The organism is Mycobacteroides franklinii (assembly GCF_001853795.1).
GTDB classification, from domain to species: domain Bacteria; phylum Actinomycetota; class Actinomycetes; order Mycobacteriales; family Mycobacteriaceae; genus Mycobacterium; species Mycobacterium franklinii.
Genome location: NZ_MLIK01000019.1, coordinates 1573628 through 1594249 on the forward strand (window position 1 = coordinate 1573628; position 20622 = coordinate 1594249).

At 62.3% G+C, this 20622-nt stretch carries 19 protein-coding genes; 7 read left to right on the top strand and 12 right to left on the bottom strand.

The window, feature by feature from the left end; genetic code table 11:
* Positions 1-51: 51 nt before the first annotated feature.
* Positions 52-1623 (top strand): flavin-containing monooxygenase, encoded by a 1572-nt coding sequence (locus BKG76_RS15175; RefSeq protein WP_070938349.1) that lies wholly within the window; start codon positions 52-54, stop codon positions 1621-1623.
* 14 nt (positions 1624-1637) lie between these two features.
* Positions 1638-2174 (top strand): SRPBCC family protein, encoded by a 537-nt coding sequence (locus BKG76_RS15180; RefSeq protein WP_070938350.1) that lies wholly within the window; start codon positions 1638-1640, stop codon positions 2172-2174.
* Here the strand turns inward: BKG76_RS15180 and BKG76_RS15185 are convergent.
* The 11 genes from BKG76_RS15185 to BKG76_RS15235 form a co-directional block, all read right to left on the bottom strand.
* Positions 2171-2980, bottom strand: a complete 810-nt coding sequence (locus BKG76_RS15185) for a hypothetical protein (RefSeq protein ID WP_070938351.1) — start codon at positions 2978-2980, stop codon at positions 2171-2173. The genes BKG76_RS15180 and BKG76_RS15185 overlap by 4 nt on opposite strands.
* A gap of 3 nt (positions 2981-2983) precedes the next feature.
* Complete coding sequence (locus BKG76_RS15190) at positions 2984-3802, bottom strand: hypothetical protein (RefSeq protein WP_070938352.1); 819 nt, start codon at positions 3800-3802, stop codon at positions 2984-2986.
* On the bottom strand, positions 3799-4878 hold the full coding sequence (locus BKG76_RS15195) for an MlaD family protein (RefSeq protein WP_070938353.1): 1080 nt from the start codon (positions 4876-4878) through the stop codon (positions 3799-3801). The genes BKG76_RS15190 and BKG76_RS15195 overlap by 4 nt, the downstream gene beginning before the upstream one ends.
* Positions 4875-5909, bottom strand: coding sequence for an MlaD family protein (locus tag BKG76_RS15200; RefSeq protein ID WP_070938354.1), 1035 nt, complete (start codon positions 5907-5909; stop codon positions 4875-4877). Before BKG76_RS15200 ends, BKG76_RS15195 begins: the two co-directional genes overlap by 4 nt.
* Entirely contained in the window at positions 5906-7153 is a 1248-nt protein-coding gene (locus tag BKG76_RS15205; RefSeq protein WP_083338052.1) for an MlaD family protein, read from the bottom strand. Before BKG76_RS15205 ends, BKG76_RS15200 begins: the two co-directional genes overlap by 4 nt.
* Before the next feature lie 8 nt (positions 7154-7161).
* Positions 7162-8190 carry an MCE family protein gene (locus tag BKG76_RS15210; RefSeq protein ID WP_070938356.1) on the bottom strand — a complete coding sequence of 343 codons (1029 nt, stop codon included), beginning with the start codon at positions 8188-8190 and terminating at the stop codon, positions 7162-7164.
* Entirely contained in the window at positions 8181-9194 is a 1014-nt protein-coding gene (locus BKG76_RS15215) for an MlaD family protein (RefSeq protein ID WP_070938357.1), read from the bottom strand. The genes BKG76_RS15210 and BKG76_RS15215 overlap by 10 nt, the downstream gene beginning before the upstream one ends.
* Positions 9191-10285: an MlaD family protein gene (locus BKG76_RS15220; protein WP_070938358.1), complete on the bottom strand. Its 1095-nt coding sequence runs from the start codon at positions 10283-10285 to the stop codon at positions 9191-9193. The genes BKG76_RS15215 and BKG76_RS15220 overlap by 4 nt, the downstream gene beginning before the upstream one ends.
* Positions 10286-10288: 3 nt before the next feature.
* Positions 10289-11167 carry an ABC transporter permease gene (locus tag BKG76_RS15225; RefSeq protein WP_070938359.1) on the bottom strand — a complete coding sequence of 293 codons (879 nt, stop codon included), beginning with the start codon at positions 11165-11167 and terminating at the stop codon, positions 10289-10291.
* Between the two features lie 2 nt (positions 11168-11169).
* Entirely contained in the window at positions 11170-12132 is a 963-nt protein-coding gene (locus tag BKG76_RS15230; protein WP_070938360.1) for an MlaE family ABC transporter permease, read from the bottom strand.
* Positions 12133-12481: 349 nt separating this feature from the next.
* On the bottom strand, positions 12482-13141 hold the full coding sequence (locus BKG76_RS15235; RefSeq protein WP_070938361.1) for a TetR/AcrR family transcriptional regulator: 660 nt from the start codon (positions 13139-13141) through the stop codon (positions 12482-12484).
* Positions 13142-13433: 292 nt separating this feature from the next.
* Between BKG76_RS15235 and BKG76_RS15240 the strand changes: the two genes are divergently transcribed.
* From BKG76_RS15240 to BKG76_RS15260, 5 genes are all read left to right on the top strand, one after another.
* Positions 13434-14129 (top strand): TetR/AcrR family transcriptional regulator, encoded by a 696-nt coding sequence (locus tag BKG76_RS15240; RefSeq protein ID WP_070938362.1) that lies wholly within the window; start codon positions 13434-13436, stop codon positions 14127-14129.
* Between the two features lie 206 nt (positions 14130-14335).
* A complete protein-coding gene (locus BKG76_RS15245; RefSeq protein WP_070939259.1) occupies positions 14336-15190 on the top strand; it encodes a metal-dependent hydrolase in 855 nt (284 codons plus the stop codon).
* A 29-nt stretch (positions 15191-15219) separates the two neighbouring features.
* Complete coding sequence (locus tag BKG76_RS15250; protein WP_070938363.1) at positions 15220-16791, top strand: flavin-containing monooxygenase; 1572 nt, start codon at positions 15220-15222, stop codon at positions 16789-16791.
* On the top strand, positions 16788-17738 hold the full coding sequence (locus BKG76_RS15255; protein ID WP_070938364.1) for an SDR family NAD(P)-dependent oxidoreductase: 951 nt from the start codon (positions 16788-16790) through the stop codon (positions 17736-17738). The genes BKG76_RS15250 and BKG76_RS15255 overlap by 4 nt, the downstream gene beginning before the upstream one ends.
* A 128-nt stretch (positions 17739-17866) precedes the next feature.
* The gene (locus BKG76_RS15260) at positions 17867-19690 is read left to right on the top strand and encodes an SDR family oxidoreductase (protein ID WP_070938365.1); all 1824 of its coding nucleotides are present in this window, start codon (positions 17867-17869) and stop codon (positions 19688-19690) included.
* 15 nt (positions 19691-19705) lie between these two features.
* Here BKG76_RS15260 and BKG76_RS15265 read toward each other — a convergent pair whose 3' ends face one another.
* Positions 19706-20476, bottom strand: a complete 771-nt coding sequence (locus tag BKG76_RS15265; protein ID WP_070938366.1) for a class I SAM-dependent methyltransferase — start codon at positions 20474-20476, stop codon at positions 19706-19708.
* Between the last annotated feature and the right edge of the window lie 146 nt (positions 20477-20622).

A 20622-nucleotide genomic window follows, 5' to 3' on the forward strand; every position in this document is an offset into this window, starting at 1 on the left:
GCCTGAAACATCAATCAGTTGTCCTTGCTGTATGTCGAATGAGGAGCTCCCATGACCAGATCAACTCCCGATCACCACGTTGTCGTGATCGGCGCGGGTATCGGCGGTCTGTGCGCCGGCGTGCGTCTGCAGCAGGCGGGTATCGAGGATTTCGTGATCATCGATCGGGCTGCCGATCTGGGCGGCACCTGGCGTGACAATGTGTATCCAGGTATCGCAGTGGACATCCCGTCGGTGATCTACCAGTTCCCGTTCTTGCGTAACCCGCAGTGGTCCCGGGTATTCGCTCCCGGCGCCGAGGTGCAGGCATACCACCAGCGGGTTGCCGAGAGTTTCCATCTGCGGCCGCACTTCCGCTTCGGTGTCGAGGTGCGCAACGAGGAATGGGATGAGGAAAATCATTACTGGCGACTGAATCTCGCGGATGGTGCGGTGATTACCGCACGGTTCGTGATTTCGGCGATCGGCCCGTTCTTCGACCCGAAGAAGCCCGCTATCAAGGGGCTGGACAGCTTCGCAGGCACTCGGGTGACGCCGGTGCAGTGGCTCCCGGAACATGACGTGCGCGGCAAGCGAGTGGCGGTCATCGGCACCGGGGCCACCGGCGTTCAGTTGTGTGGCGCGATAGCGCAGGACACCCAATCGCTGACGGTGTTCCAACGCACGCCCGTGTACTGCATCCCCAAACCCGATTTCCGGATCCCCGTGATAGCCCAATGGGCACTGCGCACCCCGGGATTGTTCTCGGTGATCGAGTGGGGCGCGTTGGTGGGCGGGAGCCTGGGCTTGTGGTTCATGATCCACACCCCTGGCGCCGTCATGCGACCGTTGATGCGGGCCTTCGACAGAGCGGGCAGTGCACTATACGGCGCATACTTGCGTGCAGTGGTGCGCGATCCGGAGGTGGCCCGTGAGCTACTCCCGTCTTTCGGGCCGTTCGGCAATCGGCCGACCCTCAACTCCGACTTCCCGCGGGTTTTCAACAAGCCGCACTGCTCCCTGGTGACCACGCCCATCGACGAAGTGGTGCCGGAGGGAGTGCGTACCGCCGACGGCACGGTTCACGAGGCAGATTTCCTTATTACTGCCACGGGTTTCGAGCTGTTCTCAGAGCCCGCCTCCTACAAGCGAGGGCGGGTCACCGGAGCCAGCGGACGTGACCTCGGAGACTTCTTCAACACCCACGGCATGCAGGCCTACGAAAGTGTCTCGATCACGGGGTTCCCGAATCGCTGGATCATCGTCGGTCCGTACTCGTGGACCGGCAACGGCGGATGGCACGGGCTCGCCGACACCGCGGTCACGCACATCGTGCGCGCTATCTCGTTGGCGGATGAGCGGCGCGCCACGCGCATGGAAGTACGCCAAGAAGCACTGGACCGCTTCCACCAGAGCATGTTGCGCAACGGCAGGAACTTGAAGTACTACTTCACCGAGCTCAACCGGGGAGTGCGTTCCTACTGGAAGAACGCCGATGACGACGCTCCGTTGTTGCGACCGACGACAACCCTGCAGGCGCGCCGGGCTGCGAGACACTTCCCGGCCGAGGACTATGCGTACGGACAGCGCCGTGTTGATGCCGACTGTGGTGTGGCCGTGGATCATTCGCAGGCCACGGTCTGACGGTGAGCTGGCCCATGCTCGCGCCCCGGTGCCGGGTTCCGATGGCGGACGATTCCGCGTTCGAGTCCGCGGCCATCGTGTTGCGAACATCCCACACCTTCTCCGTACCCGTCGGCCAGGTATGGGCCGCACTGGACAGCGACCATGCTTGGTCCTGGCTCCCGTTCGGTTGCGGTGTGCGATACGACGAACCGGGCCGCCGCGTGGGCATGGAGCGAGAGATGGGCACGGTCTCGGCTACCTGGCGGTTTCTGTGGATCCAGCGGGAGAGATTCTGGCGTTACGAACCACCGCATCGCATCACCTACGCCGCGGTGGCGGGCACCTGGCCACTGCTGAAACTGTGGGCTGAGGACTACGTGTTCACCAGTGTTCCGGATGGTTGCACGCTGGAGTGGACCGTCGCGATAACCCCGCGTTTCGTTTCATGGCTGCCGCTGCGGTGGCTGCAACCCCTGCTACGTGTGATCTTCACCTGGGGATTGCGCCCGGGCCTGCGATCCTTGATCGAACTTCTCGACGGCGCGAGCCGCCTACCGGAAGTGCGTTAGCGGCCCTGCACGCGGCGGTTGGTCTCCACCCGCTCGGCATCCGGCCAAATCGCCTTGGCCGCAGGGGAGTCGCAGAACACCGGTGAGTCCTGCCAGTCCATATCGATGGCCCCCAGGCCGGACTGCTTGTGCACCATGCAGCTCGCGGTGAGGACCTTGCGGGTGTTGGGATCGACCTCTTCGGTGGTCATCGTCAGGGTGACGATCTGGGTGTAGCCGGCCGCGGTGGGTAGATAGAAATCAAGGTCGCGGCTGGAGAAGGCGCCACTGTTGACCACCACATAGCCGTCGCCGCTGGGGTAGATGGCCTGCCCGAACATTTGAACCCGCTCGAAGTGTGTGGTCTGCTTCTCGGCCCGCCACACCGAAAAACGGCTGTTCACAGCACCATTCATGACCCGGGTCGCCATCGGAATGATCATCTCGTCCCGGCCATCCCCATCGATGTCCTGCAGGCCGACCGGTGCGGGGCTGGATGCCTCCAGCAGCTCGTTGACCTCTTGCAATTTGTTGCCGGCGGCATCCTTGATGGTGACCCGCACCGACAACGGCGGATAGTCCGGAGCCTCGTTGTTGTCGGGGAGTGGTCGCCAGTACACGACATCGAAGGTGATCCCGGTGCCGTCCGTTGCGGTAAGACGGCAATCCGTGTGCACCATGGGAGTTTCCGGGACGATCATGGTGGTTCGGCTGGCGCAGGGGGCCAGTGCCGCCCGCGCCACCGCCACCGGGTGGATCGTCTGCGCCGACACCACAAGGGCAGCCGCGGCCACAGCCGCACTCAAGCCACGCATACTGCAGGGCATGGCCTACTTCTGACCGGGAAGCACGGGCAGCGGCGGGAGGCTCGGCGCGGGCGCCTTACCGGGGGCGGCGGGAGGTGCGTCAGGACCTTCAGGGATCAGCTTCTGGTCGCCGGGATGCATGATGGTTCCGGTGGAGCTGGCGTTCTTGGGGCCGATGTCCATGACCTGCCATCCGTCGCCGTCCTTCTTGACGGTGATCTGCAGAACCAGGGTGGTCGCCCGGGGCTCCGGGTTCTGTACGTTCCGGGTGGTCTGCCGAGTGGTCACAACTACCTGGTAGATGCCGTTCTGCTGTGCGACCGCGTCCGAGGCGATGATCTCTCCCTTGGACGTCACTTGTGCCTGCAGCATGATGGCCTTGAGAACCTTCTCGGCGTCGCTGTACTTGTTCTTCAGCGGCTCGGCGGCATTCTCTTTGACGTTCTTGAAGAATCCGTCAGGGTCTTCGTAGGTGTACGTCAAGGACTTCATCGCGTACGTGGAAGCCGCGTCGGTGGCGGCGACGCGTTCGGCATCGCCGGCGCGAGTGGCGGCAAGGGTGTCGGACAATTTCTGGTATTGCCAGCCCCCAAGCACCGAGGCCACAATTCCCAGCGTGAGCAGCCCGAAGGCTATCCACTTCCAGATGTTGGGCCCGCTGTCGGTCTCGGTGGTATCCACCTCCTGTTCAACAGCTTTGGTGCGCTTCGCCGGTATCACCTTCGCCGCCTTGGCTCCGGCTCGGGTCTCGGCCGCGTCGGGGCTCGACTCCTCGGCCATGTCCGCGAGTTCTTCGGGATCTGCGTCATCCAGGGTGAGCGTGCGCTCGGAGATGTCGGTCATGATCCAGGCCTTCCTGCTGTTGCCGTTTGTGGTGCCGGTATCGGTGTGGGTGCTGACGGTTTAGCCGTCGGTTGTGACGGCCGGGTACCCGTTGCGGGCTGGGGTGATTCGGTGGCCGGCCATTCGGGCACGCCGAGGTGGATTCGGACGCCGCCCTGGTTGTTGAATGTCGAGTCCCAAAAGTCCAGCCAGTGGCCGGCGTCCAATTTGAGATCGCGCAGCGGCGCGACGACAGGCTCGAGGACGGTCACAAACTGAGAGAGCGGCTCGGAGAGGGCGTTGATGTAGTCGACGAGCTTGTCCACCAGATCGGTCAGTGGTTTTCCGTCACCCATACCGGATTCGACCAGGGGCTCGAGCTTCTCGATCACCTTCACCAGGGACGAGAGACCGTCGAGGCTGCTCGGAATGGTCTTGGCGGATTGCTTCAAGATCTCGCCGGCCCGGATTTCGCCGAGACCGTTGGTCAAGGTGGACATGTTGCCGATCACCTCGGTCAGGTAGTGCTTGTCGTCCCGCACCATCTGCGCGAATAGCCTTGCGGTGGTGGCCAACTGATCAATGTTCTTGGTGTTGTCCATGAATCCGGCCGCTACGTTGTCGAGCGTGGTCTGCAGGTCGTCGGCGTTCATGGCCTGCATGAGGGCGTTGCCCTTCTGCAACAGATCACTCACGGTGTAGACCGGTGCGGCCTTCGATGCCGGGATCACGGCTCCATCGCTGTAGTATGGGGGCTCGATACGCGCGGGTTTGAACTCCACGTACTGCTCGCCCGCGGCGGAGAGGTTCTGGACACTCACCTGGCTGTCGACGGGAATGGGGTAGCTGCTGTCCAGAGCCATGGAGATGGCCAAACCCGATGCGGTGGCCTGAATATCGGTGACCCGTCCCACCTTGATTCCGCGCAGGGTGACCTGGGAGGTGGACATCAGTCCGCCCGAGCTGTTCAGCATGAGGGTCATGTGATTGGTCTTGCTGGTGGAGGCGATGTCAAGGACACCGAAGGCCATGTAGACGGCGCCCACCAGCGAGATGATCGAGAGCACCGCGAGGGTGAGTAGGACGTTGATCCTCATCGAACCAGCCCCATCGTCTGCATGTTTCGGATGACCGAGTCGGCACGCTCCCCGGGGCTGACGCCCAGTGTGCTATCGGGAGTTTGGATATCGGTGACGGTGTATTTGGGACCGCCATCCTTGAAGAAGGGGATGATTCTGTCGCGGATGGTCCGGACCATCTTGTCGCCGAGAACGGGGATGGTGGTGTCGGCGGTCGAGGCGCTGTGGATGAACGGCGTCAGGTAGGACAGGACCTGCATGAGATTGGGATAGTCCAGCAGCTGCCCGATCTGCCGCCCGAGCTCTGCGCCGTTGATGATCAGGTCGCTCAGGCTCAGAACCACTTTGGCCAGCGACGGCAACTTGGTGGGCCCCTCGGTGAGGAGCCGTAGGTACGTGCCTTTGTTGGCGCGGAAGGTCTCGCTGACGCTTTGCATGTTGGTCAGGATCTTGTTGAGGGTGTCCTGATTGTTGGACAGGTCGTTGATGATTCCGGCCAGCGATCGGTGGATGCGGTCGAGTTCTTCCGGTGGGGGGAAGGCGCTGTTCATGTTGGCCACCGTGGTCTGCATGGTGTTGAGGCTGCCGCCACCGATCAGATTGGACATGGAACGCATGAGGTCTTCCACGTTCGCCGCCGGGACGGTGTCGGCCAGGGCGATGGTGTCGCCGTCCTTGAGCTGAGTGGGCGCGGGATCCTTGGGCGAGATCATCGCGATGTAGATGTCGCCGAGCACGGTGGCCTGCCGGAGCTCGGCCCTGACGTTCTGCGGGAACTTGGCACTGCCATCGACATCGACGTACACGACCGGGGTGGTGCCCTTGAGTTCCACCCGGTCCAACAGACCTACCTGCACGCCACCGGCGTCGACCTTCGCCCGTCCCGGCAGATTCAGCACGCTGGAGAACTCAATCTTGATGCGATAGGTGTTCTTGGGGATGTAGGCCCCGGGCATGGGCATCTTGGTGGGGTCGAGAGCCTCCGAGGAACATGCCGGGACTACCGCGAATGCCGCGGCGAACAGGACTGTCAGGATGCGTCTGATCATGACAGCGCGGCTCCCATGATCAGGTTGGTCAGGCCGAGGGTGACCGGGTCCGAGGCGGTTCCAGGTGCGCACGCTGCCTGCGATCCGGGGGTGTTCCGGTTGCGCAGGTTCTGGCAGATGGCGCTGGCCTGCTCCGGCGAGATGGCAACGCGCGGAGGAACATAGGTGACGTTGTGGGTCTTGGTGTTCGGCAGGTAGATGTCATCGGCCAGCCAATTGATCATGGGCGGCAAGGTGTTGAAGAAGGTGAGGATATGCGGTGTGTAGGCGTTGAGGATGTCGCGTATCCAGGGCACCAGCTTGTCGAAGACGTTCTTGTACAGCCGACCGGCGGCACGTTGGACCATGCCGTTCAGTGTCGGAAGCAGGGTCGTCAGGTAGTCCAGGCCAACCGAGAAGTTTTCCGATATACCCGCGATCAGACGGGCGGTATCGGGCAGCGAGGAGACCACGCCCGCGAACTCGTTCCAGTACTGCAGCCAGTTCGACGTGACGATCGCGCTGTTCTCGAACAATTGGCGGTAGTCGGCGTCGGCCTTGTAGGGATCGCCCACCATCGTGGTGAGGTTGTTGAGCATCTCCTTGAAGCCCGGGCCCACACCGTCGAGCGATCTGGCCGCGCCCTTGAGGGTCTTGTTGAGCGCCTGCACGCCCGGCGAGTTGGCGGGATCCTGCCCGGGTGCCGCCTGCATCAGGGTGTCGGCAAGCTCGCCTATCGCGGAGAACGACTCGGTAACGGTCACCGGGGTTCTGGTGTTCTCTCTCGAGATGCATTGGTTTCCGGTGAATTTGGCGCCCTCACTCCATGACCTGGTGAGTTCGATACTGCGATTGGTGATCACCGATTGTGAGTAGCTTGCCGCGCCCACGTCGGCAGGCAGGTCCATGTCGCTCGGAATTTCGAAGTCGACCTCGACATGATCGGGTTTGTTGGTAACCGCTGTTACCGTGCCGATCTCCACGCCGAGTAGCAGGACCTTGTTGCCCTTGTAGAGGCCGGACCCGTCGCGAAAGTCCGCACAGAGCGCTTTGGTGTTGTCCAGCAACGGGATATGAGCATCTCCCAGGTATGGCATGACCAGGTTCTTGACGGCCGGAAACACCGTGCGAGCGCCGAAGATTCCGGCAACAGCCAGCACTGCGACAAGTACCAGCGCAACGGCGCTCATTACCGCCGCACGTGCAGCGGGCCCCATGCCCGCAAGGCGGGTCAGGATGTTCCGGACAAATATGGGCTGTGTCATCAAGGTCCTCAACAGAACCTGAAGAAGTGTGGCAGGCAGACGTCTTGTCCGGGGATCACTCGGTCGTTCTCATTGACGGTGATGCCGTTGCCGCTGAGCATGGGCAGGACAATTCCGACGAGTTGGCCCCACTGTTCGGAGGCCTTGCCGAGCTTCTCGGGGTACTTGGTCAGGGTGTCCACGATGTCGTCGAGGCCGTTGAGCATGGGCTCGTAGTCGCGCGCATACGCCGTGAAGAATCTGTTGAAAAGCCGGAAAAGGTCCTTCAGGAGCACGAAGACCTCGATCAGGTCGGTCGTGGACTTGCTGTATTTGGCACCCAGTTTGGACAGCATGGTGACGATCTTGGCGAGTTGCTCCTTACCCGTCTTGAAGGCGCGGAGGTACTCGTTCGCGTAGTTCAGGGTGGCGTGGAAGTCCTCGGTGCTGGGCTCCAGCGCGCTGATGAGCGATTGAGATGACTTAAAGAAGTCGCGTAAGCCGTTGGGGTACTTATCGACGGCGTTCGCGACCTCCATCAGGCTGTCGTGGATGACCTTGGCGTCCACCTTCTTGACCACGGGGGTGAACTTCTGGAACAGCTCGTTGATCTCGAACGGGACGCTGGTGCGCTCGGGCGGGATGGGTGTGCTTCCCAGCGGGATCGAGCCCTCCGGATACAGGGCCACATAGTGCCCGCCCAACGGGGTGAGCATGCGGATGTCTGCCCGCGACTCCGATCCGACGGACACCGTGTGATCCACCGTAAAGGTGGCCTCCACCAAGGACTTATCGATGCGCACACTGGACACCTTGCCCACCGAGATGCCGGCGATCCGGACATCGTCACCTGCGCGCAGCCCTCCCGAGGCCCGCAGGTGCAGCGCGTAGGTCTTCATGCCGCTGGTGTTGACGAAAGCCACTCCGGTTGCGGCCAGCACCGAGGCGATGATGAGGACGCCGATGAGACCATTGCGGCGATTGCGTTTGGCTGCCTCATGTTCGTCGAGGATCGGACGGTTTCTCGCGAAAAACCTTGTAAGGGACTTCACTTGCACACCACCAGATCTTGATTGGCAAAGGAAACCTCGCCGATTCCTGGCATCTTCACCACTCCGTTCTTGCATTCGAAGGAGGTGGGAGGTGCCGTCTTGTCCTCGATGAGAGAGTCGCGCATGCCTTGGATCAGATCGGGGAGCAGCGAGAGGCCCGCGATGATGGTCGGCACGCCCGGGTTGGTGCGACTCGCCAGGTCGTACATGGGCAGCTGGGCTCCGTCGACCGTGTTCTCGATGTACCGCAACATGCTGACCGATCTACGCAACACCGGGAGCGCGTCCGCGCCGGCCCTATTGAACTCGTCGGCCTGTTTCTCGAACGGCGCCAACACATCATTGAGGTCGTTGATCAGAAAGAACAGCTGATCGGAGGTGCCGCCCAGATCCTTCGAGATATCACCCAGATTCGTGATGATGGTCTGCAGGGCGGCCTGGCGGTCAACCGAAAGTTTGAGCACGGCATCGATATCTCGCAGGATTGGCCCGATTCCGCGCTGATCGCCCTGGATGAGCTGCAGAATGTTCTCGGTCAGCCTATTGAACTGGGCCGGGTCCAGTGTCTCGAAGATGGGGCGAAAACCGTTGAACAACTTGGCAATATCGAATGAGGGAATGGTCTGGCCGAGCGGGATGGTCGCGCCGGCCGCAAGGGGCGCGCTGGGTGTGGGCGCTTGCGCTATCTCGACGTACCGCTGACCGACCAGCGACTGGTACCGGATGGCGATCGTCGTGTTCTGGTACAGCGGATGATCGGTGAGTACGTTGAACGTCACCCGAGCGTTGTTGCCGTCCAGGTGAATCTTTTCCACCTTGCCGACCTGTACGCCGGAGATGCGCACGTCGTTGCCGATGATCAACCCCGAGGCGTCGGTGAACAGCGCGTCGAAGCGCCGGACGGGACCATTGACCGGTGTGCGTAGCGCGTTCACGATGATCAGGGTCAGCACCACCGCCACCGCCACAACCGCGGTGAGGCCGGCCATCAGGAGTGCGATCCGCTTCATCGCTGCCCTCCAGCGGTCGGGCCGGGAGCAGGTCCGAGGGAGGCGGTCGCGGCTACGGGAGCGGCTTGACCCTCGGGTGCCATCGGCAGTGCCGCACCAAGCCCGGGCGCGGTGTCCATGATCAGTTGAACGTTCATGCGCACCTTGCCGTTGTCGACGGGGAAGGCGGCGGTGGTGCGGTCGAGTAGACCGTTCACCCGGTCGTATGCCGGCGCGAGGCTGCCCAGGAAGTACGTGAAGGGAACGGCGAGATCCATGATCGACCGAATCAGCGGAACCAGCCAGTCGTTGTTCGTACCGAGCCCGCTACCCAGCGACTTCAACAGATCCGACAACGAACCCAGTGCGGCGGAAGCTCTTTCGGTGTTGCCCGGCCCGACCATGAAGGTGAGGCTGTCCAGCAGCTTGTTGGTAGAGCCGATGACGGGGACAAACTCGTTGGTGCCTTCGATCAACGAGGCCATCACATCCAATGTCTTGGAGAAGGGCACCTTCTGCGAATCGGCGATCATCGCGAACAGGTCCCAGAAGGATTTCACGACCGGACCGGTCAGGTCGGCATGGCGCTCGAATGTCGCGATGATCGCATTGAATTCGCGGCTGTCCAGGATCGAGCCCAGCCGCTGACCCATCCGAAGGAAGCCGGTGATGGATGCGGCCTGGACATCGCTGCTGATCTCAAGCACGCCACCGGATTTCAGCCGCTCGCCGACACCACTGCTGACGAGCTCGACCGCGGCGGTGCCGAAGATGTTCGACGAGGTGAACTGCGCCTTGGTGTCGGAGGTGAGTGCCTTGGCCTGCCGGCCGTCGAGGATCACCGTCATCCGCTGCTTGTTGTACCCGGTGGTCTGCAGGGACTTGACCTGCCCGATGTTGTAACCGCGGTACTTGACCTCACCACCCGGACCCATGCCCTCACCGATGGTGTTGGTGATGAGGGTGAGTTCGAAGGGGTCGCCGTAGCTGCCGATACCGGACTGATAGAGCGAGTAGCCGCCGGCCGCGACGAGCAGCGCCAGCGCGAGCCCGCGGATTTTGAGAGCGGTCGGGCCCGCGGACCGTCCACTCGGATCTTTGTAAATGGCCACCCGTTACCCCGATATCTGAATTCCAGGATTGTTGCCCCAGAAGAGCAACGTGAGGAGCATGTCGAAGAGCACGACCGCGACGAGGGACGCCCGAATGGCACGACCCGAGGCCATGCCCACGCCCTCGGGTCCTCCGCCCGCGTAGTAGCCCTGATAGCACTGGATGGCGATGATGATGACGACGAACACCACGGCTTTGATCACCGAATAGAGCACGTCCACCGGATGCACGAACGAGTCGAAATAGTGCTTGTACACGCCCTGCGACTGGTTGTGCACGAAGAAAACCATGAAGGCGCACGAGCCGTAGGCCAGCAGCAGGGTCAGCACATACAGCGGAACGATGATGATGACTCCGGCGATCACTCGGGTGGTGACGACGAAGGGGATGGAACGGATACCCTGCGCCTCCAGGGCGTCGATCTCCTCCGAAATGCGCATGGCCCCGATCTCGGCGGTCATGCGGCAACCGGCCTGGGCCGCGAACCCGATGGCGGCGATCATCGGCGCCATCTCCCGGGTGTTCACATAGGCAGAGATGAATCCGGTGAGGGACCCCATACCCACCATGTCCAGGGTCGAGAAGCCGACGATGCCGACCGACGCACCGACCGCAATCCCCATGAAGACCAGCACACCGATGACCCCGCCGCCCACGATGATCGAGCCGTTGCCCCAGGTCATATCGACAAGGAGCACCCCGGTTTGGCGGCGGTAACGCTTGAGCGTCTGGGGTATGGCGGCCAGCACCAAACCGACGAAAGTGATTTGGTGGCCGAGATATTCGGCGGAACCGCCCGCGCCCTTGGTGAAATTCCACAGGGACCGCGCGGTTGCGGGGAGTTCATCCGGGAAGTACCGGGACGGGCGGGACGTCGCCATCCTCAGCCCACCTTCGACGGCATGAACATCGCGACGATTTGGGTGATCACGGTGTTGAGCACCATGACGGTGACCACGCCGATCACCACGGTGGCGTTGACCGCATCGGCCACACCGCGCGCACCGCCCTTGGCTTCCAGGCCACGCTGGCAGGCCACCAGGATGACCACCACACCGAACAGCCAGGTCTTGAGAACTGCGACGGTGACGTCACTGACATTGGCGAAGGCCGCGAATGAGGACAGATAGCTGCCCGGGGTGCCACCCTGAAAACCCACGTTGACCAGGTATCCGGCGAAGATACCGACGAAGATGATGAAGATGCACAGCAATGGCGACACAAAGAGGATCGCCGCCAGGCGGGGTGTCACCAGCCGTTGAACCGGGTTGACACCCATCACACGCATGGCGTCTACCTCTTCGCGGATGCTCCTGGCACCGAGGTCGGTGGCGACCGCCGAACCCGCGGCGCCACCGAGAAGCAGGGCTGCGACGATGGGCGCACCTTGTTGGATGACGCCCAGGCCACCGGCCGCTCCGGAAATGGACGATGCGCCGACCTGCGAGATGATGCTGCCGGCCTGCACCGCCACGATCACCCCGAACGGGATCGATACCAGAATGGCCGGGACGACGGTGACCGTCAGGATGAACCAGGACTGGATGATGGTGTCCTGCCACGGGTGGCGCAGACGGACGATATCGCTCACCAGAAACGCGAACGATTGCACGACCAGATCGACATAGCGCCCGAGCGTCTTCAGCATCGAATCGGTTTGAGACACCACGTATTCGACGGGCCTTTTGACGACCCGGCGGACACGATCGAGTAGCTGGGGGGAACTGCCCGGAGCCGGATTGGCCTCGCTCTCGTCGTGGTATTTGCTATCGGGTTGAATCTCCGGAGATTCGGCCCACTCGTCTGCGGTGGGCTCCATGCGCGCATCAGCCGCCACATGACTCATTGCTGAGCTCAACAGCGGCTCCTCTGGCTTCATATTTCCGGGGCTGAACTGGATCGACGGGCTCAAATGTTTCCATTTGCGTAACAACAAGTAACGGGTACTCTGCATCACATATGGTGGCCTAGTGTGGTGTAGGTCATGGTCCGTGTCAAGCATGGGGTTGCCGCGCTTGATGGTTGGCAATGTGTGCCCGCGTGCGCGGGTATATCAGCTGGCCCGGTCGGGGCATTGTCGCGACGAGACCGTCGGAGGTCCCCCGACCCTGGTCTCAGCAATTCACTGACTCGGTAGTCAGGTTATTGGCTAGGGCTGAGGCTAGCCGAGGATTGTGATCTTCGGAAGCGAATTGTCAAGAATTTGCGACGGGTGCAGAACCGGTCGTCGCCGCCCGCACGAGCTGGATGAATGAGTCGATGTAGGCCTCGCGGGCGTCACCCGCCAACTCGCCCCTGATGGCCTTGAGGGTCGCCGCCATGGACAACCCCGTGATGGCGTGGGCGAGGAAGGTGGCATCGACAGCGGGGCTGATGGCCCCTTCGGTGACCGCCTGCTCGATGATTGTCATGTTGATGGCCTCGATGAGGTCGAGAATGCCGAACATCCGCTTCGTCATCGCGGTGTCGAGTAGGCCCTCACGCAGGATGACCTGCATGATCTCCGGGCTGTTATCCAGCATGTTGAAGAGCCGGGTGAACACCGTACGCAGGTGCAACTCGAAGTCCGCAGCGTTTCCCAGCAGGTCGCTGGTGTCGTTGACCGCCGCGACAGTTCTCTGGAAGTAACTGTCGATCACCGCGTCCAGGGCGTCCCGTTTGGTGTCGAAATACAGATAGAAGGTGCCCCGGCCGACTCCCGCGCGCTGGGTGATGTCGGTGATGCTCGCCTTGTGGTACCCCTTCTCGGCGAACTCCAGGGCGGCAGCCTCAGTCAGCGCGCGCTGACGTTCGCGCGCACGTGCCGGATTGGGTGGGCGGCCCGGCCCTCGCCGGCCATTGTCGGTGCTGGCCACGCGATCACATTAACCACTGCTGGCAAATATGTTGGAAAATGCCCGAACTTGTCAGGGCATATTCGGGCGCCGTCACAACCCATATCATTAGCTGAACGACAGGTCGAGGAAATATCACGAGGTCGGGCAGAAGTGCTGCATACCTATCTCTGGGGATCCCGAGGTCCTGGACGTAACGGCATTTGTTTGCTGAAAGTATTGTTGAGTTTGCCCGCCGGGGATGGGTCTTTAGACTCTCGATACCTGTACCTGGTGATATGCGCGCCGGGGAGTCGGGTAGTCGGTCTACGATGTGGGCGTGTCAACGCAGGTGTACCCGGAGCGCGGCCTTCCTGAGCTGACCGGTGACGCCCGCGTTGACCGGTGGCGAGAGCATCGCGCGAAAGTCCGCGCGGAATTGGTCGAAGCCACTCTGAATGCGATCGATGAGCTTGGTCCGGATCTGTCGATCGACGATGTCCTGAAGTCCGCGGGTATCTCGCGGCCCAAGCTGTACCGCTTCTTCACCGACAAGGAAGCCCTCTTCGCCGCAGTGGCGATGCGGGTTCAGGAGTTGGTCGTCGAGCAGGTGGTATCAAATATCGACCTGTCCGTCTCGCTGCTCGAACTGTTCCGCACGGGCATGGCGGGTTACGTCGACCTCGTTGATGAGCGACCCAACTTGGTGCGCTTCCTGCTGAGCGTGCAGTACGCGAATGCGACATCGCTCATCGAGAGCGGGCGGCCGTTGTCCGACGCCATCGCGCAGTTGGTGGGGTCGGTCTTCAGCTCTCGCGGTGGCAACGCCGACCACATCGAGTACGTCATCGACGCGATGTTGGCCTCCACGGGTATCGCGGTGTTGCGCTGGTTCGATGAGCCCGTGATCAGCAAGGAAGCTCTCGTCGACGAGTTGGTGGTCTACGTGTGGGGTGGGCTGGCGGCATCGGCCAAGGCGCGGGGCGTCGAGCTCAATCCCGACGATCCCGTCCTCCTGTCTGCCGACTGACTTCTCGTACCGTCCGGTCCTTCTCGCCCCGTCCGGTGGGCGCTTTCTTTCTTGTCGCGCGGGGTCGAACGCCGGCTGTTTCAGTGATTTCTTGAGTTGATTTCACCTACCGCGATGTATTGCGCCCCGCGCCGCCGCGGTCCTATGGTGTACTCCAGGTAGTACTTTGAGTACCAGTAACTTCTTGTCACAAGGGAGTGATGAAAATGGCAAGCCCAGCTGCGGTGTACCCCAAGACCCGGCGGATCCGATTCCGCTTCGGCGACGACGGCAAGGCCCACAAGTATTTCGTGGAAGACGACATCGTCTACAGCCATTTCGTCGCGGGGCTGTCCGGCGGTTTCCCGCCCGGGGAAGAGGGATTCATCCGTTCGGTGCGCAAATTCTCCGACCAGATCACCGATCCGGTACTCAAGAAGCGCGTCGCCGGCTTCATCGGGCAGGAGTCGGTGCACGGTCAAGAGCACCGTCGGGTCAACGAAAAACTCGTCGAGATGGGTTACCCCATCGCGTGGTGGGATTCGAAGAAGCAGGTTGACCGCCTGATCCGGTTCGAGAACATGCTCCCTCCGCGCGCTCACCTGGCGTTCACCGCGATGGCCGAACACATGACCGCGATACTCGCCGAGCGGACGCTCGGCAGTGAGGACGTGCAGGCCATTCCGGGCGACCCTGAGGTATGGCATCTCCTCAACTGGCACGCCCTGGAGGAACTGGAACACAAGTCGGTGGCCTTCGACGTGTACCGCGCCGTTGGCGGAACCGAGACGATGCGGATTGGCCTCATGCTGGTGGCGATGACCATCGTCCCGCCGCTGACGCTTGGCATCCTCGCCGGCTCGCTGCTGTCCGATCCGGTGGCGAGGCGTCAGCCCCGCCGGCTGCTCAGGGAAGCACGGGGCCTCTTCGGCGGGCCGCTGTTCAAGGGAATCTTGGGTGACGTGCGCCAGTACCTGCGGCCCGGCTTCCATCCCGACGACATCAACACCGGAGAACTGCTGGACCGTTGGCAGCAGGAGCTTTTCGGTAGCAAGGGCATCCTCGTCGATCACCTCAAGTAGCCCGCGACACGTCAAAGGAGACGCGAACCGTGAGCAGTGCCGCACGGCGCTCAACGACGGCTGAGCTGGAACAACCCGATCACGAGGTAGCGGTGATCGGGGCCGGATTCGGCGGAATTGGAACTGGTATCTCTCTGCAACGCAAAGGGATCCACGATTTCATCATCATCGACAAATGGGATCAGGTGGGTGGCACCTGGCATGCGAACACCTATCCCGGGGTGGCGGTGGATATTCCGTCGGTGGTGTACAGCTTCTCCTATGAGCAGCGTGGTGATTGGTCGCGTCTGTTCGCGCCAGGGGACGAGCTGCAGCATTACGCCGATTCCATGGTGGACAAGTACGGGCTGCGCGACAAGCTGTGGTTGGGGACGAGTATCACCCGTGCGGAGTTCGACGATCGAAACAGCCTGTGGCGATTGACCACCGATGGTGGCAAGGAGATCACTGCCCGGTACTGCGTGATGGCGGTCGGTGGCCTGGAACGCCCGAAGATGCCCGACATCCCGGGCGTGCACGATTTCGGCGGGGTACTGCTACATACCGCGTTATGGGATCACGATGTGGCGCTCGCGGGTAAGCGTGTCGCCGTGATCGGAACGGGGGCAACCTCGTTGCAGCTTGTTCCTGCCATTGTCGCCCAGACGAGTCATCTCACGGTCTTTCAGCGCACGCCAATCTGGGTGGGTCCAAAATTCGACGTGGAGATAGGGCCACTGGGCCGGATGATTCTGGGAAATAAGCAGATTCGTTCGGCCATCCGATCGATCGCGACGGTTGGCATTGAATTGGCCATGAGCGGTCAGGTGGCCGGTCCGGCGTGGCTGATCAACGCTGTCAGGCGCGCGGGTGAGGCGCCGATGCGCCGATGGATGCGCAAACAGGTCGACGATCCGGTGATCCGCGAGAAGCTGATTCCGCAGTACGGGTTGGGCTGTAAACGCCCGTCGATGTCGAACGAATACCTCAAGACCTTCAACCGTGACGACGTCAGTTTGATCACCGAATCGATCGAATGCGTCACGTCCGACGGAGTGCGCACGGTTGACGGTGTCGAGCACGAGGTTGATGTGCTGGTCTGTGCGACGGGATTCAAACTGTGGGACAAGGGCTCGGTGCCGCCTTTCCCCGTGCTCGGCCGCGGCGGGCAGGAACTCGGCGAGTTCTGGGACAGGCACCGTTTCCAGTCCTACCAAGGAGTTTCGGTACCCGGGTATCCCAACATGTTCTCCATCACCGGGCCGTACGGATTCGTCCTCGGGTCCTATCTGTGGATGATCGAGGCCACCTCGGCGCACCTGGCCCGTGCCATCGCCGAGACCAAGCGTCGTGGGGCCACTGTCTGCGAGATCCGCCAGGATGTCCACGACGAGTACTTCCGGAAGTGCTTGAAGCGGCAAGAGAAGAACTTCCTCTTCACCGACGTGTGCGCCGGATCCAACACGTACTACCTGGACCAGAATGGTGATTCACCATTCCGGCCGACGACCCACGGCGAAATGTATTGGCAGAACCGTCACTACGACCTTGACGTGTATCGCTATTCGGCGGGGTCGTTGGTACCCGAGACCGTGGCATCGACAGTGGGGGAGAGCGCGTGAAAAACAACTTGCTGGAGCCTCGTCTGGTGGTGGTCACCGGGGCGGGCAGTGGCATCGGTCGGGCCACCGCGATCAGATTCGCCAAACGCGGAGCCCACGTAGTGGTCTCCGATATGGACCTTGATTCCGCGCAGGCCACCACCGCGATGATCCGGGCCGACGGAAACGGGGCATCGGCGGCCCAATTGGATGTCACCGATCCGGACCAGTGGGAAACCTTCGCGCGGGATGTTCTTGCCGATCGCGGGGTGGCCGATGTGCTGGTCAACAATGCCGGAATCGCTTTGGGCGGACCATTTCTGAAACTCACCCCGGCGGACTGGGACCGACTGCTCTCGGTGAATCTCATGGGGGTGGTGTATGGGTGCCGGGTGTTCGGCGAACAGATGGTGGAACGCGGTAGTGGTCATATCGTCAACATCGCCTCGGCCGCGGCCTTCACGCCGACCCCGGTGATGGCGCCGTATTCGGTGTCGAAGGCCGGCGTCAAGATGCTCACCGAATGCCTGCGGCTGGAGCTGGGGCCGAAAGGGGTTGGAGTCAGTGCCATCTGCCCCGGCTTCATCAACACAAACATCGGGCTGAACGGTATAACCGTCGGCGTCGACCAGGAGATGGTCGATCGGGGCAAGGAAATCATGCGCCGGATGCAGGAGTTCGCGGCCAGTCTGCCTTTCTCGCCGATGAGCCCGGATTTGGTAGCGCGTGCCGTCACGCGTGCGGTGCGTTACGACCTCGCGGTGGTACCGGTGCGCACCGAGGCATGGCTCGGGTATGTCTTGGGGCGAGTCGCGCCGGGAATCAATCGTCGTACCACACAAGCATTCTCGATCGAGCGTGCCGAGCGATGGGGTGCATGGGCACTCGGCAAGCTTGACGATCTGAATCTGCTTCCGCGTCAAGGCGCCGTCGAGGAGGCCCGAAGGCCCGCGACGGCGCGGAGGTAGACGGCGGGGAATGCGGTCCGCGACATCCTCTTGACCGAAACTCGGCGCGCCGAAGGCCAGATGCTCCTGTGGGTATCTCGTGCCGGCGGTGGGCCACTGCTACTGGACATTTGAGAACGGAGATATGGATGACTCTCACCACCGAGCGTGCGGACGGTGTGACGAACGACGGTGTTACCGAACATGTGGTGCGCAACGGAGATATCGACGTCGCGTACTTCATCCAGGGCAATCCCGACGGGGAGACCATCCTGCTGGTGCACGGCTGGCCCGACTCGCATCACCTCTGGGACGGCGTCGCCCCGCTGTTGAGAGACCGCTTCCGGCTGGTCGCGATCGACAATCGCGGCGCGGGAAAAAGTACTAATCCCAAAAGTTTTCGCGACTTTCGGCTCACCGAGATGGCCAGCGATTACGTCGCCGTTGCCGACGCGGTCAGTCCGGACAAGCCGGTGCACGTCCTCGGCCACGACTGGGGCAGTGTCGCGATGTGGGAAGCCATCTGCAATCCGGACCTGGAACACCGATTTTCCTCGTTCACCTCCGTCTCTGGGCCCTCGGCGCATCACATGAGCCGGTGGGTGCGATCACGGCTGAGCAATCCGACACCAAGGAATGTGGCGCTCGCGCTGGGGCAGATCGGCTCCCTGCTCTACATGTTCGGATCCATGACTCCCGTCATCCCCAACGTCCTTCTCAAGCTCACCATGAATGAGAGACGCTGGCGGGCAGGGCTGTCCATCGCGGAAGGTGCGCCCGCGGCACAGATTCACCTGGGCCCGACATTCATGAGTGATATCACCAAGACATTGCGTGTGTACCGGGCCAACGCGCTACCGGCCATGCTGCATCCGCAGGATCGGCACACCAACGTGCCTGTCCAGGTCGTCGTCGGCACCCGCGACCCCGCGGTGCGCCAATCCAATTACGACGACGAGCCCACCTGGAACCGGCAGACGTGGCGGCGGGTGCTCGACGGCGGTCATTGGCTGCCGTTCTCCCACCCGCAGGTGCTCGCGGCGGCCGCCATCGAACTCATCGACGCGGTATCGGGCAAGGAACCCGGCCGTGCACTACGGAGGGCAGAAATGGGAAAGAACCGCAAGCCGTTCGAGGGCCAGCTGGTGGTCATCACCGGAGGGGGAAGCGGTATCGGTAGGGAGACGGCGCTGGAGTTCGCGCGACAGGGTGCCGAAGTGGTGCTCTCCGACGTCAATCTGGACGGCGCCAACGAGACCGTCGCACTCATCGAGCAGGCCGGTGGCGTGGCGCACGCCTACCGGCTCAATGTGGCCGACGAGGAAGCGGTCAATGCGCACGCCGAGGAGGTCGTCAGACTTCATGGTGTGCCCGACGTACTGGTGAACAACGCCGGCGTCGGGGCAGCCGGTGGGTTCTTGGACACGCCCTCTGAAGAGTTCCGCCGCGTCATCGAGATCAATCTGTTCGGAGTCGTCAACGGCAGCCGGGCATTTGGCGCCAAGATGGCCGACCGCGGGCTCGGCGGTCATATCGTTAATTTGTCCAGCATGGCCGCCTACAGCCCGCAAAAGGCTTTCACCGCGTACTCCACGAGCAAGTCGGCGGTGTTCATGTTCTCCGATTGTCTGCGCGCCGACCTGGCGCCGCACAACATCGGTGTCACCACCATCTGCCCCGGTGTGGTACACACCAACATCGTTGCCACTACCAAGATTTCGGGTGTAGATGCCGCGGAAGAGGCGCGGATGCAACAAGCCGGTGACAGGGCTTACGCGATGCGCCGCTACGGTCCGGACAAGGTGGCCCGGCAGATCGTCAGCGCGGTGCGTAAGAACAAGCAGGTTGTGCCGGTGACACCCGAGGCGCGGCTGCAGTACCTCAACAACCGGCTGGCGCCGGGGTTGACTCGTTACTTCGCAGGCAAGGCGGGCATGACCGACCTCATCAAGCTGGTGCCCAACAAGAAGTAGGCGACCGGTCCGCCGCTAGGTCGCCATCCGGAGAGCGGCCGCGCGGCGTGCCCGGATGAATTGCCCTTGGCCGGTCAGTGTTTGGTCGATTTCGGTCCATCCCTGGGCGCGCAGCCAGCCGGTGACCTCGTCGCGCCCAAACGCGCGGAAGCCGCCGACGCGCATTGCCCGGGTGACGCCGGGCAGGGACGCCGCGGCGGTCCGCAGGGATGTGAAGATCACGATCTGTCCGTCTGGGCCGGCCACCCGGCACAGCTCGCGCACGGCTTGCTCGGGATCGGGGATGAGGTACAGCGCGGCCAGACACACCACGGTGTCGAATGCCGCGTCGCCGAACGGCAGTGCATGTGCGCTCCCACGTATGTAGTCGACGCGTTCCGCCGAGTTATCGCGTACGGCCCGTCGCAGCATCGGTCCGGACAAATCCAGGCCGATGCACACACCTCCGGTTCCGAGCTGTGCCGCGAGCTCGCGTGTGTAGAGGCCGGGGCCACATGCGACATCGAGGATCTTGCGATCGCCACGACCGGCGATCTCGTCCATCAACGTGGTGTGTGCCTTGAGGGTGCTCTTGCCGCCATAGCTGAATCCGCGGGTGAACATCGGCCGCCAGGCACGCTCGTAGATCGACGCCAACAGCGGGCTTTGCATGAACCGGTTGGCCAGTGACACCGGCTCGTCATTCTCCGGGCCGAGCACATCGAGATAGCCGTGATCGCGTCTCGGTAGGTGGGTGATCCGCGTCGGGTCCACCAGAGATTCGGCCAGTCTCGGATCCTGCAGCATGCCCACGGTGTCTCCCGATCCACGTCGATCCAGCAAGTTTGGTGAAACGGATAGTACTGGATACTTCAGATCACGCATAGGTTCTGGAATGCGCGGGTTTCCGCAGCGTGGGCGATCGTGGACGTCTTGATATTTAGTGAATGGCG